The organism is Paenibacillus sp. BC26 (assembly GCF_900116125.1).
Classification (GTDB): domain Bacteria; phylum Bacillota; class Bacilli; order Paenibacillales; family Paenibacillaceae; genus Paenibacillus_Z; species Paenibacillus_Z lignilyticus.
The window spans coordinates 882,038-898,119 of the sequence record NZ_FPAD01000001.1; the positions used below are offsets into that span (position 1 = coordinate 882,038).

13 protein-coding genes are annotated in these 16,082 nt (G+C 49.5%); 9 read left to right on the forward strand and 4 right to left on the reverse strand.

Annotated elements, in window-relative coordinates; all coding sequences use genetic code 11:
* The first annotated feature begins 349 nt into the window (after positions 1-349).
* The 7 genes from cls to BM412_RS03725 all read left to right on the forward strand — a co-directional run bounded on the left by cls (position 350) and on the right by BM412_RS03725 (position 9,952).
* The gene (gene cls, locus BM412_RS03695) at positions 350-1,798 is read left to right on the forward strand and encodes a cardiolipin synthase (protein ID WP_091214114.1); all 1,449 of its coding nucleotides are present in this window, start codon (positions 350-352) and stop codon (positions 1,796-1,798) included.
* Positions 1,799-1,837: 39 nt separating this feature from the next.
* A complete protein-coding gene (locus BM412_RS03700) occupies positions 1,838-2,605 on the forward strand; it encodes a GTP pyrophosphokinase (RefSeq protein ID WP_091214116.1) in 768 nt (255 codons plus the stop codon).
* A 245-nt stretch (positions 2,606-2,850) separates the two neighbouring features.
* A complete protein-coding gene (locus BM412_RS03705) occupies positions 2,851-4,620 on the forward strand; it encodes a sensor histidine kinase (protein WP_256256104.1) in 1,770 nt (589 codons plus the stop codon).
* Positions 4,613-6,175, forward strand: coding sequence for a response regulator transcription factor (locus BM412_RS03710; protein WP_177245646.1), 1,563 nt, complete (start codon positions 4,613-4,615; stop codon positions 6,173-6,175). The genes BM412_RS03705 and BM412_RS03710 overlap by 8 nt, the downstream gene beginning before the upstream one ends.
* 91 nt (positions 6,176-6,266) lie before the next feature.
* Complete coding sequence (locus tag BM412_RS03715; RefSeq protein WP_091214122.1) at positions 6,267-7,190, forward strand: ABC transporter permease; 924 nt, start codon at positions 6,267-6,269, stop codon at positions 7,188-7,190.
* 11 nt (positions 7,191-7,201) lie between these two features.
* The gene (locus tag BM412_RS03720) at positions 7,202-8,107 is read left to right on the forward strand and encodes a carbohydrate ABC transporter permease (RefSeq protein ID WP_091214124.1); all 906 of its coding nucleotides are present in this window, start codon (positions 7,202-7,204) and stop codon (positions 8,105-8,107) included.
* A gap of 84 nt (positions 8,108-8,191) precedes the next feature.
* The gene (locus BM412_RS03725; RefSeq protein ID WP_091214126.1) at positions 8,192-9,952 is read left to right on the forward strand and encodes an ABC transporter substrate-binding protein; all 1,761 of its coding nucleotides are present in this window, start codon (positions 8,192-8,194) and stop codon (positions 9,950-9,952) included.
* 862 nt (positions 9,953-10,814) lie between these two features.
* Here BM412_RS03725 and BM412_RS03730 read toward each other — a convergent pair.
* The 3 genes from BM412_RS03730 to BM412_RS03740 form a co-directional block, all read right to left on the reverse strand.
* On the reverse strand, positions 10,815-11,708 hold the full coding sequence (locus BM412_RS03730; protein ID WP_091214128.1) for an AraC family transcriptional regulator: 894 nt from the start codon (positions 11,706-11,708) through the stop codon (positions 10,815-10,817).
* 39 nt (positions 11,709-11,747) lie between these two features.
* Positions 11,748-12,242 (reverse strand): AraC family transcriptional regulator, encoded by a 495-nt coding sequence (locus BM412_RS03735; RefSeq protein WP_091214130.1) that lies wholly within the window; start codon positions 12,240-12,242, stop codon positions 11,748-11,750.
* A gap of 118 nt (positions 12,243-12,360) precedes the next feature.
* Complete coding sequence (locus tag BM412_RS03740; protein ID WP_256256105.1) at positions 12,361-13,311, reverse strand: nucleoside hydrolase; 951 nt, start codon at positions 13,309-13,311, stop codon at positions 12,361-12,363.
* 164 nt (positions 13,312-13,475) lie between these two features.
* Here BM412_RS03740 and BM412_RS03745 point away from each other — a divergent pair, with 164 nt between their 5' ends.
* Positions 13,476-14,261, forward strand: coding sequence for an arylamine N-acetyltransferase family protein (locus BM412_RS03745; RefSeq protein ID WP_091214133.1), 786 nt, complete (start codon positions 13,476-13,478; stop codon positions 14,259-14,261).
* Positions 14,262-14,322: 61 nt separating this feature from the next.
* Here BM412_RS03745 and BM412_RS03750 read toward each other — a convergent pair whose 3' ends face one another.
* The gene (locus tag BM412_RS03750) at positions 14,323-14,928 is read right to left on the reverse strand and encodes a DedA family protein (RefSeq protein WP_091214135.1); all 606 of its coding nucleotides are present in this window, start codon (positions 14,926-14,928) and stop codon (positions 14,323-14,325) included.
* 157 nt (positions 14,929-15,085) lie between these two features.
* Here BM412_RS03750 and BM412_RS03755 point away from each other — a divergent pair, with 157 nt between their 5' ends.
* Entirely contained in the window at positions 15,086-16,072 is a 987-nt protein-coding gene (locus tag BM412_RS03755; protein WP_256256106.1) for a Gfo/Idh/MocA family protein, read from the forward strand.
* The last annotated feature ends 10 nt before the right edge of the window (positions 16,073-16,082 follow it).

Below are 16,082 nucleotides of genomic sequence, written 5' to 3' on the forward strand. Positions count from 1 at the left end.
TCATAGGATAGTTGGCGAATGTAGCTCAAGAGTGGCTTTCAGGACAACACATTGGGAGTAAATAAGCTAGTCTAACGAAAGAGTAGCTCCCGGAGCAACACATCATAGGTTAGTTGGCGAATATAGCTCAAGAGTGGCTCACAGGACGACACATTGGGAGTAAGTAAGCAAATTTAACGAAAGAGTAGCTTCCAGAGCAACACATCAGAGGTTAGTTGGCGAATGTAGCTCAAGTGTAACGCCTGGTGCTACACATCGGCCCCATCTCCATTTTGGCCTACGGCCCAAAATGGTTTATACTGGGTAGGGAATGCAAAGATGCTGCAAGCATTCGAGGAGAGGCCTGCCGATGCTTAGTTTTGGAAACTTTTTTACTTATCTAATGGTTGTTAATATTCCACTCGCGATTGCGGTTATATTCATGGAACGGCGAAACGTGGGCGTGACGTGGGCGTGGTTGATGGTGCTATTGTTTCTGCCTGCGGTGGGGTTCGTGGTGTACCTGGTGCTCGGGCAGAACCTGAGCAAGAAGAAGATCTATAAGCTGAACAAACGGACGAAAGAAACGATGAACGCGATGATCGAGAATCAGCGGCGGGAGTTTCGGGATAATCAGGTCGTGTTTAACGACGCGGCTGCGGCGAATTACGCGGATATGATCTATATGAATTTGACGAGCGGTTTTGCGCTGTACACGCAGAACAACAAGGTTGAAATTTATACCGACGGCAATGATAAATTTGGTGCGCTGTTCGATGATATTGAGCGGGCGAGCAGCCACATTCATCTCATGTACTATATTGTGCAGAACGACAAACTGGGCAATCGCCTGCTCGATGTGCTTGCAAGCAAAGCCAAACAAGGGGTCAAGGTCCGATTTCTAGTCGATGACATCGGATGCTCGCTGCTTCCGCGTCATTTCTTTGATCGGCTGCGTGCGGCGGGCGGAGAGGTCGCTTTCTTCTTCCCCTCCAAAATCCCCTACCTCAACATTCGCGTCAACTACCGCAATCATCGCAAGCTCGCGATTATCGACGGGCAAATCGGCTACATTGGCGGCTTCAATATTGGCGATGAATATTTAGGGCAGGATGAGCGCTATGGGGCGTGGCGGGATTCGCATCTGCGCATTACCGGCCATGCGGTGCTCCAAATGCAGGCGCATTATATGCTGGATTGGAACATGGCGTCCTCGTCACCGATTACAAGGGATGTGCTGGAGCTGTTCCCGCCGACCGCCAATACGGGAAACGCGGGCATTCAGATTGTATCGAGCGGACCGGACCAAACGCTGGAGCAAATCAAGAACGCGTATATCAAAATGATCAATTCCGCGAAGGAAACGATCTTTATCCAAACGCCTTATTTTATACCCGATGAGAGCTTATTGACCGCTTTGAAAATGGCCGTATTATCCGGAATCGACGTGCGCATGATGCTGCCTAGCAAGCCGGATCACAAAATGGTGTACTGGGCATCGTACTCGTACCTGGGCGATTTACTCAGCGAAGGGATGAAATGTTATCTCTATGAGAAGGGCTTCCTTCACGCGAAAACGATCGTCGTGGATGGCCATGTCGCCTCTGTGGGGACGGCCAATGTGGACATTCGCAGCTTCAAATTGAATTTTGAAGTCAATGCAATTCTATATGATACCGAAACGGCGTCACAGCTGAAACGTATATTCGAGGATGACATGAAGGTCTGCTCGGAGCTGACTTATGAAGCCTATACGCAACGATCGACGTTTCACAGATTCAGGGAATCCTGCGTCCGGCTGTTATCGCCGATCTTGTAGTGGGTAATACAGATGAGAGCAACAAGGAGTGTGAGAGAGATGATGGACAAGCAAATGGTCATGGAGTGGGCCAAAATGCTGATGAGCTATAAGTTTGCACTGGATGAAATAAGCACGAAACTGACGATTCTCAACGAAGAACTGCAATTCGTTCAGCATTACAACCCCATCGAGCATGTGAAAACGCGGATCAAATCGCCGGAGAGCATCGTGGAGAAACTGCAACGCAAAGGCGTGGAAGTGTCCAAAGAAAATGCGGCCGCACATATCCGGGATATCGCCGGGGTACGCGTAATTTGCTCGTTCACAACCGACGTCTACCGCGTCTACGAGATGATTCTCAGACAAGGTGATGTGAAGGTCATCGAGGTCAAGGATTACATAAAGGATCCGAAGCCAAACGGGTATCAAAGCTTGCATATGATCATTGAAATTCCGGTGTTCCTATCGGATCGCATCGAGCATGTGAAAGTGGAAATCCAGCTGCGGACCATCGCTATGGATTTCTGGGCCAGCTTGGAGCACAAGATCTATTATCAATTTCACGATGATATGCCCGCTTCCATTCGCGATCAACTGAAGGAAACCGCCGATATGATCGGTGCACTGGACAAGCGGATGCTGGGTTTAAAGGAGGAAGTACAGCGTTTCAGCGAAGATACGCTGCACACCACGACAACCTCGCTTGCGTTGTCTCCACCGGCACCACCCGCGCAATCAGCGGTACCGATGCCTAAACCAGCACCCAAACCAGCGCCCGTGGCTGCACTTTCACCCAAACCGGCACCTGTGCAGTCGCCGATTTAGAAGTATCCAATCCGAAAGAACGATACCAACCGGTATCGTTCTTTTTTGCTTTTGACCAAAATCACTAATTATTACATGAAAAATGGAACAAATTTTACCTGTTCTTTCGAGTTTCAATTGATTAGAATGGAGAATATGCTTTTGAGCATCAGAAATAACCGTTTGTTTTGAAAACGCTTCCAGAAAATAGATAGCTCATATACAGAAGGGAAGGCTTCGCTATGTTCCGATTCCTAATCCGCAGCATGAATGACATGAAACTGAGAACAAAGCTTATTTTATCCTGTATCGTCGTTGTTTTCGTACCGGTCATGATGGTCGGGGTCTTCCTGACGAGTGAGCTGCGGCATATGGCGCTGGAGAATGCCCTTGAACAAACTGCCGCAAACGTGGAGCGGGTAAAGAAACGGACGGCCGAGGTGATCAATGTCTCGAATGATATTTCCTATCGGATGTCCAATGACAGCCGGCTCGCCGGACTCGCGAATGGTCAATATGAAACCGTTTACGACGTCGTGAAGGCGTACAAGGATTACCCGGATATTAAAGAATACATTCGCTTGTATAAAGAGATTACCAACATCCGTTTCTACATCAATAATAAGACGCTGCTTAACAACTGGGAGTTCATTCAGCCGACAAGCGCGATTATACGGTCGAAATGGTATCAAACCGCCATCAACAGCAGCGGGCTGATCGGCTGGAATTATATCGAGGATGAACGCGATCATCTGCCCTATTTGAGCTTAATCCGCAAAATCGATTTTCTGAATCAGCATAACATCGGCATACTCGTCATCAATGTGAACGGGCGAATGCTGGATTCGATTCTCAATCAAGAAACCTTCGAGACGATGATCGTGGATGAAGATAATCATATCGTGTCCGCGAATCGTCCGAATCGGGTAGGGAAGACGCTTGCCGATATTTCATTTGATCCGAACGTCATCGATAAGCAAAGCGGGAGATTCCAAGCAGTCGTGGACGGCAAATCCTCCCAAATTCAAATCGAACAGCTCGTCCCGGCTTCCAGCTTGAACGGGATTCGGATTATTTCGGTCTTTTCGATCGACAGCATCGTGAAGGAAGCCAATCAAATTATTGTGCTGGCGCTGTCGGTTGTTGCGATCAGTCTCGTAGTGGCAATCGGCTTGATCTATGGTTTTGCGACGTTTCTTTCGAATCGATTGCTGCGTCTAAGCAAGCACATCACGAAGGTTGCGACCGGTAACCTCGATATCGCGCTCGAAATTGACGGCAAGGACGAGATTGGACAGCTGTCCAGGCAGTTCAACGCCATGGTGGTCAGCATTAACGAGCTCCTCATCGAAGTGCAGGAATCAAACAAGCAGAAGGTGCAAATCCAGTCGAAGCAAAATGAAATCAAATTCAAAATGATGGCCAGTCAAATCAATCCCCATTTCTTATTCAATGCGCTCGAATCGATTCGGATGAAGGCCCATTTGAAGGGGGAGAAAGAGATTTCGAATGTCGTGAGGCTGCTGGGCAAAATGATGCGCAAAAATCTCGAAGCCGGCAATCGCACCGTCATGCTGCGCAATGAAATCGATATGGTTCGCTGTTATTTGGACATCCAGAAATTCAGATATGAAGATCGGCTCATGTATGAACTGCTGGTTGACCCGGCCGCGGAGCAGGCACCGATTCTTCCGCTTATTATTCAGCCGCTGGTGGAGAATGCCGTTATTCATGGGCTTGAGAACAGGGAAGAAGGCGGTCTCGTTCGCGTGAAAGCCGAATTGCTGGGGGATATGATTCACGTCGAAGTCATCGATAATGGCGAAGGCATGGTACGGGAGAGGCTGGAACAAGTCCTGCACACCTTTGGCGATCAAGAGGATGGGGAAGGCAACCGCATCGGGCTTCGAAATGTCCATATGCGTCTGAAGCTTCTCTATGGCAGCGAGTACGGACTCGATATTTGGAGCGAGCCGGGCATTGGTACCAGAGTGCAATTTACGATTCCAATTGGAGGCGATTCTGCTTATGTATAAAGTGCTCATTACAGATGATGAACCTACGATCCGCGAAGGCTTACGAACGCTGATTGACTGGAATGGACTTGGTTATGAAGTGGTGGATACCGCAGCAAACGGGAAGGATGCGCTTGCGAAATATGATCGGCATAAGCCGGATCTGATGATCGTGGACATTCGAATGCCGGGAATGAGCGGGCTTGAGCTGATTGATCAGCTGCGCAAGAACGAACAGTCCGTCCATGTGCTAATCTTGAGCGGCTATGCGGACTTCGACTATGCCAAGAAGGCGATTGCACTGGATACGGACGGCTATCTGCTCAAGCCGGTTGACGAGGACGAGCTGGTTGATTATTTGATCAAGCTGCACGCCACGCTGATGCGAGAATCGGCGCAGAAGGTCAAGAACGAGATGAAGGAAGTTTGGAATCGCGAACGAGTCGTGCAGTCGTATCTGATTCCGGGCAATCAGGTGCCTGTTGCGCTGCAGGAGAACGAATTGACGGATGCGGACCTTAATTGGGACAGCTACACCGTCGTACTTCTGAAGCTGCAGGGCAAGGGGCATGAGATCGAGCATGGACAGCTGATGAAGCTGAAGGGGCTGTTCATTCAAGCCTTTGAAGAGACGGGTATAGGCGTTGTGTTTACCATGGATTCCTTTATCGGGCTGCTCGTGAAGAAGGATCTGAGCTTGGAGCAGAAGCGGCAGGCATTATTCAAAGACATGGTTGCGCTATTGTCGCAAGAGGATCTGGCAGTTACTGCAGCGGCGGGATCAAGTGTGAATCGATTGGAAGATATCAGCAGCTCATACGAGGAAGCGGCGAAGTTCGTCAGCATGCGATTCTTCTATGCGGGCGGTCAGCTAATAACGGCAGAAACGGCACCAATTGCACAGACTGCTCCAATTATCGATGCAGCGGCTGAAGAAACCGTGATCGATTGCGGCGAAGCGGCTGCGAAGTTGTTTTTTGCCATCGATATTGGGAATGCGAGAGCGATAGCGGAATTGGTTGCGGAGAAGGGCAAATTTCTGTTGGCGTGCGGCAGCTCGGAGCAAACGATAAAAGCCACGCTTGCCGAAATTGTTACCTGCGTGATCAGCAAGCTGTCGCAGCATGACCCTGACATGCAGACAAGGGGCGGGCAGCTCTCTGCCAGCATCCATGCCATATTCGAGCAAACGCACTACAACGAGATGGAGCAGCATGTCATTGCTTTTCTGCAAGGCTTAAAGCCCGAATCGGCATCTGTCGGCACGGACAAACAAATCAAGAAGATGCTGGATTTGATTCAGCGCAACTATGTGGAGAATTTGAAGCTGGATGCGCTGGCGGCTGTATTTAACTACAACAGCGCCTATCTCGGCAAGCTGTTCAAGAACGAAACAGGCGAATATTTCAACACTTATCTGGATAAAGTCCGGGTCGAGAAAGCGAAAGAACTGCTCAGTCAAGGGATGAAAGTGTATCTGGTTGCCGAGAAGGTCGGGTACTCCAATGTCGATTATTTTCATAGCAAATTTAGAAAATACGTCGGAACTTCACCGTCCTCTTATCGGAAAATGTGAGATTTTTATATGATTTTGAGCAAAATTGTTAGGGTATTGAAAACGCTTTATTTTCCTTATCATTAGATCATACAGCAAGGAGGAATTGCTTATGAACTACCGGAAGCCGCGTTTCTGGCACACATTTATGCAGCAAAAATATTTGTATCTCATGTCTCTTCCCTTTATAGCGTGGGTGTTCGTATTCAGCTATTTGCCGCTCTGGGGATGGACGATGGCGTTTCAGAAGTTCAAGCCCGCCAAATCATTTTTCGAACAAGACTGGGTAGGATTGCAGTATTTCAAGGAACTGTTCCAAGACGATTCGTTCTTCCAAGCGCTGCGCAATACGCTGGCGATGAGTGTGATGGGTTTGATTGCCGGATTTACGATTCCGATTATCTTCGCCATCTTGCTTAATGAAGTTCGCATTCAAGTGTTCAAACGTTTCGTTCAAACGATCTCGTACCTGCCGCATTTCGTCTCATGGGTCGTGGCAGCGGGCATCGTAACCAAAATGCTCTCCACCGATAACGGTGCGGTGAACGACCTGCTAGTCGGTCTTCACATCATCAGCGAACCGATTCAGTTCTCGGCCAAAGGCAATATGTTCTGGGGGATCGTCACCGCCTCGGATGTATGGAAAGAAACCGGATGGAACACGATCATCTATCTGGCCGCAATTGCCGGCATTGGACCGGAGCTGTACGAAGCTGCAAGAGTGGACGGCGCGAGCAGGCTGCAGCAGGTTTGGAACATTACGCTGCCGGGTATTCGCTCCACGATCATCATTCTGGTTATTATCTCGATCGGTCACTTGATCAGCATCGGGTTTGAGAAACAGTTCTTGCTCGGCAACAATCTAGTCCGGGATTATTCACAAACGCTCGATTTGTATGCGCTTAACTACGGGTTAGGAATGGGACGATATTCCTTCGGTACCGCGATTAACATCTTCAACTCCGTCGTCAGTGTTCTCTTGCTCTTCACGGCTAACGGCATTTTCAAGAAAATTACGAAAGAAAGCATTATATAGGAGGCTGCCAAATGGAAACTCGCTCACTATCCAGCGGTACGCCTTGGTCCGACCGCATCTTCGATATCGTTGTCTACACAGCCATTATCATTGTTACTATCGCCACGCTCTATCCGTTTCTAAACGTCCTGGCGATCTCGCTTAACGATTCAACAGACAGTGTGCGCGGCGGCATCACCATCTTCCCGCGTCAATTCACACTCAAGAACTACGAAACCATATTTGCCTTCTCCGGGTTAATAACCGGACTCAAAATATCCATTCTTCGGACGGTTGTCGGCACGATTCTTGGTCTCATCAGCGCTTCCATGCTGGCGTTCACGCTGAGCCGAGTCGACTTCCAGGGACGCAAATTCGTATCTACGTTCTTGGCTCTCACGATGTATGTATCCGGCGGCTTGATTCCGTTCTACATCCTGATCAAGGATCTTCACATGATGGGCACCTTTGCCGTCTATGTTTTGCCCGGACTTGTTAGCGCATTCAACGTCTTCGTTATTCGGTCCTTTATCGATGGGATACCATATGCACTACAAGAATCCGCAAAGCTCGATGGCGCCAATGATTTCACCATTTACTGGCGTGTCATTCTGCCGCTGACAAAGCCGGCACTCGCCACGATTGCCCTATTCCTTGCAGTCGGTCAATGGAACTCTTGGTTTGATACTTATCTGTACAACGGCTCGAAGGATCATCTGACAACGCTGCAATACGAGCTCATGAAGGTCATTCAGAGCACGACTACGAACGTCGATAATTTCCGCGGCCGCAACATGGTCGAGGTGATGGCGCAGATTTCGCCGGAATCGGTAAAGATGGCCATTACGATTATCGTTACGGTTCCGATCCTGATCGTGTATCCGTTCTTGCAGAGTTATTTTGTCAAAGGGATGACGCTTGGTGCGGTAAAAAGCTAACTAGCTTCGAATCACCAGACTTTGGTATTAGCAGGTTTCCTGTTTATACAATATAATTTTTACCATAATGGGAGGGTTTGCAACATGCAAAGAAAGACAGCCAAAACAGCTTCGATTCTAATGTCGCTTACAATGCTTGCTGGATTACTTGCTGGGTGCGGTAGCAACAACAATGAGAAAAACAACGAAACGAGCAATTCTGCCGTAACAACGGAAGGCAATGCCAATTCGAATGCCGCAAATGCTGACGCTAACAAGGACGCTGCAGCGGAAGATACGTCTCCAATCACGTTCTCCATGTTTGCTGAAGACCCGAATCCGAACTGGAATAACATGCAAGATGACGTCAGTAAAGAGATTACGAAAAAAACCGGCGTAACGCTGGATGCGGAATTCGCAGTCGGCGATCCGGCGCAGAAGGTAGCGCTAATTGCAACAAGCGGCGAATATCCGGATATCATTTCGGCTAAAGGCGATATCGGCAAGCTGGTTGATGCCGGCGCTGTAATCGACCTGACTGACCTGATCGATAAATATGCTCCGAACATTAAGAAAGTACTGGGTGACTACCTGGTGCGCGCTAAATATACGAATGATGATCAAGCGATCTATGCGATCCCGACATGGGCAGCAGCGGATGAGCAGCGTTTTGTTGCAGGCGGCGGCTTCGAGCTTCAGCACCGCGTAGTTAAAGAAGCGGGTTACCCTGAGATCCGTACGGTTCAAGACTACGAGAATGTCATCAAATCGTACCTGGAGAAGCACCCTACGGACGAGAACGGCAACAAAAACATCGGTGTATCCTTGAATGCCGATGACTGGCATATGTATATTTCCGTAACGAACCCAGCCGTAGCTACAACTGGCGGTTCCGATGACGGGGAGTATTTCATCAACCAAGATACGCATGAAGCGATCTACCACTTCCGTCGTCCGGAAGAGAAAGAATACTTCCGCTGGTTGAACCATATGAACGATATCGGCTTGCTCGACAAAGAAAGCTTCGTTCAAAAATACGATCAATACAAAGCAAAAGTTGCAACTGGCCGCGTTCTGGGTCTGATCGACCAAGACTGGGATTACAATGATGGTCAACAAGCATTGAAAACAGCCGGCAAGTTCGATCAAACTTATGGTCACTATCCGGTTACCATGTCCAAAGACATCAAAGAAGCATCGTTCTGGCCAACCGGTTTCATGGGCGGCTACGGCATCTCCATCTCCAGCACGAATCCGGATCCGATTCGTACGATTAAATTCTTGGATTACCTGGCTTCCGATGAGTTCCAAGTGCTTAACAACTGGGGTATCGAAGGCAAGCATTACAATGTAGTAGACGGCAAGCGCGTTGTACCGCAAGAAGTACAAGATCGCATCAACAACGACAATACGGCATTCACGAAAGAATCAGGTATCAACTTCTACTGGAACATGATGGTTCACTACGGCGATGGTGCCAAAGATCCATCCGGCAACTACTACACGAAGAACTTCCCTGAGCAGCTCGTTCTTGGCTACAGCGATGTAGAGAAAGAAACGCTTGCCGCTTACAAAGCAACAACGTGGAAAGACCTGTTCCCGAAAGAGGACGAGTTCAAAGTTAAAGCATACGGCGCTGCATGGAACATCTCGATTCCGGGCGAAGACGAAGTATCCATTCTTGGCACGAAGATGAGAGACATCACATGGAAACGTATCCCTGAAGCGATCCTGGCTAAACCAGCTGACTTCGACAAAGTATGGGATGCTTACATGGCAGACCTCGACAAAGCCGGTGTGAAAAAGATGGAAGAAGGCTACACCAAATACGTGCAAGACCGCGTTGAGCTTTGGAGCGCGAAGTAAGGATTAGCAAGACAAGCGAGAAGACATGCAAGACAAATAAGCCTCTTACACCTTTGGGTGTAGGAGGTTTTTTGTTGTGCCGAGTGGCTTGCAGTCGAATGGCGCATGGGGGACGGGCTGGTGCAAAGTAGCGCGAAGGTGAGTGGTATTCAGAGAGGGAGAGCTAACACGGAACAGCGAAAAAGGTGGCAACCAGATGCAGATGAGTTGCTCTAGTGGCCGCACATGTCCAGTAAACGCTAACTAAATGCAAATGTGTTGCTCTGAGGGCCACACATGTCCAGTAAACGCGAACTAAATGCGAATGTGTTGCTCCAAGGGCCACACATTTATGGCGCATGGGGGACGGGCTGGTGCAAAGTAGCGCGAAGGTGAGTGGTATTCAGAGAGGGAGAGCTAACACGGAACAGCGAAAAAGGTGGCAACCAGATGCAGATGAGTTGCTCTAGTGGCCGCACATGTCCAGTAAACGCTAACTAAATGCAAATGTGTTGCTCTGAGGGCCACACATGTCCAGTAAACGCGAACTAAATGCGAATGTGTTGCTCCAAGGGCCACACATTTCCATTAAACACTAACTAATTATGAATGTGTTGCTCTAGTGGCCACACATTACCATCAAACACTAACTAAATGTAAAAGAGAGATACCAGCTACCGCTCAAAGATCAGAAGAGTCGGTTGTGAGTAAAAGAGAGGTACCAGTTACCGTACAAAGAACAAAAAAGCCGATCGCCAGCAAAAGAAGGGGAATCGTTACCGTTTATTAATGGGCGAAAACTATTTTGCCGCACGAGGAGCGCCATCAATCGCATTAGCGTCCAGCCCAATTAAAAGACCGTCCCATACTTGGGACGGTCGAGCTAAGTTCGCCCATTCAACCGCCGGCGGTATTCGCCGGGCGTCTGGCCGGTGTGCTTGCGGAACATGCGGTTGAAGAAGCTGACGTCGTTGAAGCCGACGTCCAGGGCAATGTTGAGCACCTTGTTGTCGGTGGTCTCGAGCAGAGTTACGGCATGCCGGATTTGGACGGCGTGCTTGTAGTCGAGCAGGCTGAGGCCGGTCGTTTCCTTGAACTTGGCGGTGAAGGAAGAGACGCTCATGCCGCATAATTGGCTTAGCTGCTGCAAGGTGAGGGGCTGATAGTAATGCAGCTCCACGAAGTTGACGATGGATTCCATCCAGTCTTTATCGCTGACGGCGACGGGCTGCAGCGTTTTGCGGTTCTCGTGATGGAAGCGGCTAAGCCAGACGAGGCATTCAATCCACCTTGTCTTGATGATGAGCTGATAGCCCTCCCGCCGCTGGCGGAATTCATCGTAGATGGTTTGCAGATGGGATTGGATTTGGAGTTTCTGACCGGACTGAAGGGAGTGATAGGGAACGAAGGATTGCGTTTTGCGCAGAAAGGGAACCAGATAGAAGAAGTTGACGAACGAAGGCATCTGCTGCAGCACTTCCATCTCGCGCTGAAGAAAGGAGGCTTCGAAGAGCACATTGTACACGATCGTTTCCTTCTCCGATGAACAGGTATAGCTGTGATAGACGTTGGGCTCCAGCACAAATACGTCCCCGGCAACAAGCTGGTAGGTATGGCCGGACATTTCATGAAGCGCGCTGCCTTCCACGACGAAGACAAGCTCCACAAAGTCATGCGTATGCGAAGGGATATGCTCACCTTTCTGGATCGTGTAGCGATCGATATGGAAGGGGAAATTTTCCTGATGGAAGTAATTTTCACCTCGGAATACGGTCATGGGCTCCTCCTGGAGGGGGACTTCTATATTCAATAATGATTAGGACATTAGAATTGGATAAGAATATCGAGCGAAACCTTCGGCATTATAACGATAGCGCTCGCAGATGATATAATCTCGCGGCTGCGGATCAGGCTGCAATGCGTTCGTCGCAATAAATGCATCGATAATTTCTCCGGCGCCTTCAAAATCACCATCTTGGCTGGCGGCAACGACACAGCTTTGAGCGGGGACGGTCATGCGCGCAAACCATTCCGGTATTCCCTCAAACGTAGTCACTTCTACGGATAACAGATAAGCATGCGTATTCGGGACATCCTGTTCGGCAGCCTGCGGCCACATCCCATACTGGACAGAAGCATCCATGATCTGAGGCATATGTGCGGCAAGTCCAAGCAAGCTTTCTTTCGCGTGACGGAATTTGCTCCCCATGTCCTGGAGACCAATGCAAGGGATGCCGATCAATTTCATTTCCGCATGACCAACAAGTTGAGCCCTCTTCTCCGGCAATACTGAAATATTCAGCTGTCTCACCTGATCACCTCTAAGGAAGATTCATACAAGTTCATGATAAGGGAACGTTCGTTCTTAGTCAATGAAACAAAATCGAAAGGGACAGCGCAGCTAATTCTGCCCTGTCCCTTGACTCCCACTATACGAACACTTCCAGCATAAGATCGATCGCGCGGTCCGCATCAACGTTAATGCAAACGTCAACCGGGGAGCCGGCGACCGGTTTTCTCCGCAGGTCAGCAACGGTCATACCCAGGGTTAGCTCACCTTTACATTCCACCGAAAGATGCATTTGCTGCGTCTGCACGATACCGGGCTCCAGTGCAACCAGCACGGCAAGAGGGTCATGCATAGGCGCACATTGCTGCAAGGCATCCGACTGGCGGTAGAAATTGAAATAGTAGGACATGGACCGATTCAGGAAGCTGACAATCTCGCGATTCTCCGGCTTGCAGGAATGCTCCAGCATATCCAGATGAGATTGGCGAAGCCGTGTTTGATAGGTGACGTCCAATCCGACCATCGTGATCTTCAAGCCGGATTGGAAGACGAAGTCGGCTGCTTCCGGATCGCCCCAAATGTTCGCTTCGGAAGTCGGTGTCACATTGCCGGCAACATGAACCGCACCGCCCATTAAGTAGAGATGCTTAACCTTCGAAGGAAGCTCAGGGTCCTTCTTCAGCGCATGCGCGATATTCGTAAGTCTGCCTAGCGCAACGATAACCAGTTCGTTCTCCAGCTCATCCGCCGTGCGAATGATGAAATCGTCAGCGGGTTCCGAGATCGGACGCTGCGCAGAAGCGGGAAGCTCTACATCGCCGATCCCGTTAACGCCATGAACATGCGTAGGGAACACTTTCACGATGCGAGTAAGGGGCTGTGAAGCACCTTGACTGACAGGAATTTCGTTCTCTCGTCCGGCCAGCTTTAAAATTCGCAATGTATTCTCGGTGGCTTGCTCGACGGGAATATTGCCAAAAGTCGTTGTAATCCCAACGATATCCGCTTTTCCTGACTTGATTCCATAGAGGATGGCCAGTGCGTCGTCAATTCCTGTATCTGCATCGATGATCATTTTCAGCTGTTTCATTATGTAACCCCTTATCCAATTGTTAAATCATGCTATAGTCCAGTATAACCTTCTCGGCGCCGCAGCACCAATATTAGGGTGAAAAGTGTTGAACATTTCGCCGATCAAAATTAAACTTAGTAGTATTATGCCTTACGATGTAAGGGCAAAGGAGCAGACGTAAGATGCCGAATGATCGCACGCTCGTAAAACCTGAAGTTGCAGCCTATCTCGAGAGGATCGGCTATGAAGGACCGCTTGACGGCAGTGCGGCAGCGCTCGCCGACCTGCAACAATGTCATCTTCACACAGTGCCTTATGAGAATTTGGATATTATGAACGGCATCCCGCTTTCCTTGCAAATCGATTCCCTCCAGGACAAAATCATTCACCGTCGCCGCGGCGGTTACTGCTTTGAGCTGAATGCCTTGTTCGGCTGGCTGCTGCGGGAGCTGGGGTATCCGGTTACGGATTTCGTAGCCCGTTTCTGGCGTGATGTCGATTCATTGCCGCCAAAACGACGTCACCACGTGTTAAAGGTGGAGGCCGAGGGTCGTACCTATTTAGTCGATGTCGGTGTTGGGGGCATCGTACCGAGGCGGCCGATCGAGCTGATAGAGAAGCTGGAGCAAGCACAAGGCGAGGAAGTCTACCGGATGGAACGTGACCGTGAGTTTGGGTGGTTTCTGTGCGAGTTGAAGCGCGGGGAATGGAGCCGTATCTATTCCTTTACGGAAGAACCTCAGCTTGCGGGAGATTATGAGTTTGCCACGTTCTGGTGCGAGAATGCGCCGGATTCGGTATTTAGAAAAGCTCCGATTCTCGCCATTCGAACGAAGGAAGGACGCAATACGGTATCCGGCGAGGAGTTCCGTATTTTCGCGGGCGAAGGTGCGCCAGTTGTATTTAATGCGGGGACGAAAGCAGAGTTTGATGAAGCGCTGGAGAAATATTTTAGCATCAAGCTTTAATGGAATCGTAGTCTGGTAAGGCTCCACTCGCAGTCGATGATTGCGGTAGAGCCTTCTTCGGTTACGTCTTCACTTTCCTCATCGCGAGCAGCATGCGGAAGCTGAGCACCGCGAATATCGCGATGCCACCACAGAGCAAGAAAGCAAGTCCGTAATGATGGACGTAATATTTGACATGCAGCCAGCGATCCCCCAGCAGGAAGCCGATATAAATAAAGAGAACGCTCCAAGACAGCGCACCTGTGTAAGCATATAGCATAAACGTACTGAATTTCAGCCTCGATATCCCTGCCATATATGCCGTTATGTGACGAAGTCCCGGTACAAAGAAGCCCAGGATAAGCAGCAAATTTCCGTATTTATTCATCCACCCTTGCGCACGTTCAATCTTGGCAGCGGAGATGTGGATTTTGGGACCATACTTGAGCAGGAAGGGGAGACCGAATCGGATGCCGATCAAGTAGCTCAAGGTAATGCCCAGAGCCGAGCCCAGAAAGGCACATAACACGACAAGCAGTGGATGCAGCGTTCCGTTGCCGGCTAGATAGCCGGAGTACGTGAGCAGCACTTCGTCCGGGACAGGCACGCCGACTATACCAAGCGCGAGGGCGAACGTTAATCCGATATATCCATAGCGGAAGATAAGCAGTTCTAATAGATATTCCAAGCGGTGCAGCCTACTTTCTTATGCGGGTTCAAGACTATTTGGTGTCGCTTGAGTACGCTTTTGTTATATGAAAATGAAGTTGTTTTATATTTCTTCCCTACTCATTATGGACTATACTAGGTTCGAATCCAATTTATCGAAAAAGGTGGCCATCACATTGACACGTAAATTGCGTTGGGGCGTTATCGGCTGTGCCGGAATCGCCGTACACTCCGTTATACCGGGCACGAAACAATCCGAAACCGGAGAAGTGACAGCGATTGCAAGCCGCGATTTGGCAAAGGCGGAAGAAACCGCAGCGAAGCTCGGCATTGCCAAAGCTTATGGAAGCTATGAAGAAATTTTGAATGATGCGGATATCGACGCTATCTATATTCCACTGCCGAATCATTTGCATATGGAATGGTCCATCCGTGCGATGGAAGCAGGCAAGCATGTCCTCTGTGAGAAACCGATTGCGCTTAATGCGGAAGAGGCTGCCCGCATGGCCGATGCCGCTGCGAAGAACGGCGTTCATCTGGCAGAAGCGTTCATGTACCGCCAGCACCCGCGTTACGAAGAGATTCAAGCGATTATCGCTTCCGGCGAAATCAGCGAACTGCGCGGGATTCACGGCACGTTTACATTCAATAACGCAGGAGATTCCAAGAACGTACGATACCGCAGAGACTGGGGCGGCGGTTCGATCTATGATGTCGGCTGCTATCCAATCAGCGCAGCAAGATTGCTGCTCGGTGCTGAGCCTGAGGCGGCAACCGTACATGCATTGATTTCCCCAGAGCACGACAATGTCGATATGATGGCATCGGGTATTTTGGAATTCCCGAACAGCGTAGCGCTGACATTCGATTGCGGCATGTGGGCGGCTTTCCGCAACACGCTTGAAATCATCGGAACAAACGGCCGTATCGAAGTGCCTGAAGCGTATATCGGCAATCCTACTTTCTATGTTCATTCCAAAGACGGCAAGCGCGAAGTGACGCAGCCGCAGCTGAATCAATATGCACTGCAAGCAGATGAGTTTGCCCGTGTAGTATGGGGTGAGAAAGAAGCTTCCTTTACTCCTGCCGATGCCGTGGCCAATATGAAAGTTATCGATGCTTGTTTGAAATCAGCTTACTCGCGTACTCGGGTTAGCATCTAATTGAAGCAGG

What these genes read in the sequence shown, in the direction of transcription:
- cls (WP_091214114.1), top strand. Translation starts at nt 350, where the DNA reads ATGCTTAGTTTTGGAAACTTTTTTACTTATCTAATGGTTGTTAATATT.
- BM412_RS03700 (WP_091214116.1), top strand. Translation starts at nt 1,838, where the DNA reads ATGATGGACAAGCAAATGGTCATGGAGTGGGCCAAAATGCTGATGAGC.
- BM412_RS03705 (WP_256256104.1), top strand. Translation starts at nt 2,851, where the DNA reads ATGAATGACATGAAACTGAGAACAAAGCTTATTTTATCCTGTATCGTC.
- BM412_RS03710 (WP_177245646.1), top strand. Translation starts at nt 4,613, where the DNA reads ATGTATAAAGTGCTCATTACAGATGATGAACCTACGATCCGCGAAGGC.
- BM412_RS03715 (WP_091214122.1), top strand. Translation starts at nt 6,267, where the DNA reads ATGAACTACCGGAAGCCGCGTTTCTGGCACACATTTATGCAGCAAAAA.
- BM412_RS03720 (WP_091214124.1), top strand. Translation starts at nt 7,202, where the DNA reads ATGGAAACTCGCTCACTATCCAGCGGTACGCCTTGGTCCGACCGCATC.
- BM412_RS03725 (WP_091214126.1), top strand. Translation starts at nt 8,192, where the DNA reads ATGCAAAGAAAGACAGCCAAAACAGCTTCGATTCTAATGTCGCTTACA.
- BM412_RS03730 (WP_091214128.1), bottom strand. Translation starts at nt 11,708, where the DNA reads ATGACCGTATTCCGAGGTGAAAATTACTTCCATCAGGAAAATTTCCCC.
- BM412_RS03740 (WP_256256105.1), bottom strand. Translation starts at nt 13,311, where the DNA reads ATGAAACAGCTGAAAATGATCATCGATGCAGATACAGGAATTGACGAC.
- BM412_RS03745 (WP_091214133.1), top strand. Translation starts at nt 13,476, where the DNA reads ATGCCGAATGATCGCACGCTCGTAAAACCTGAAGTTGCAGCCTATCTC.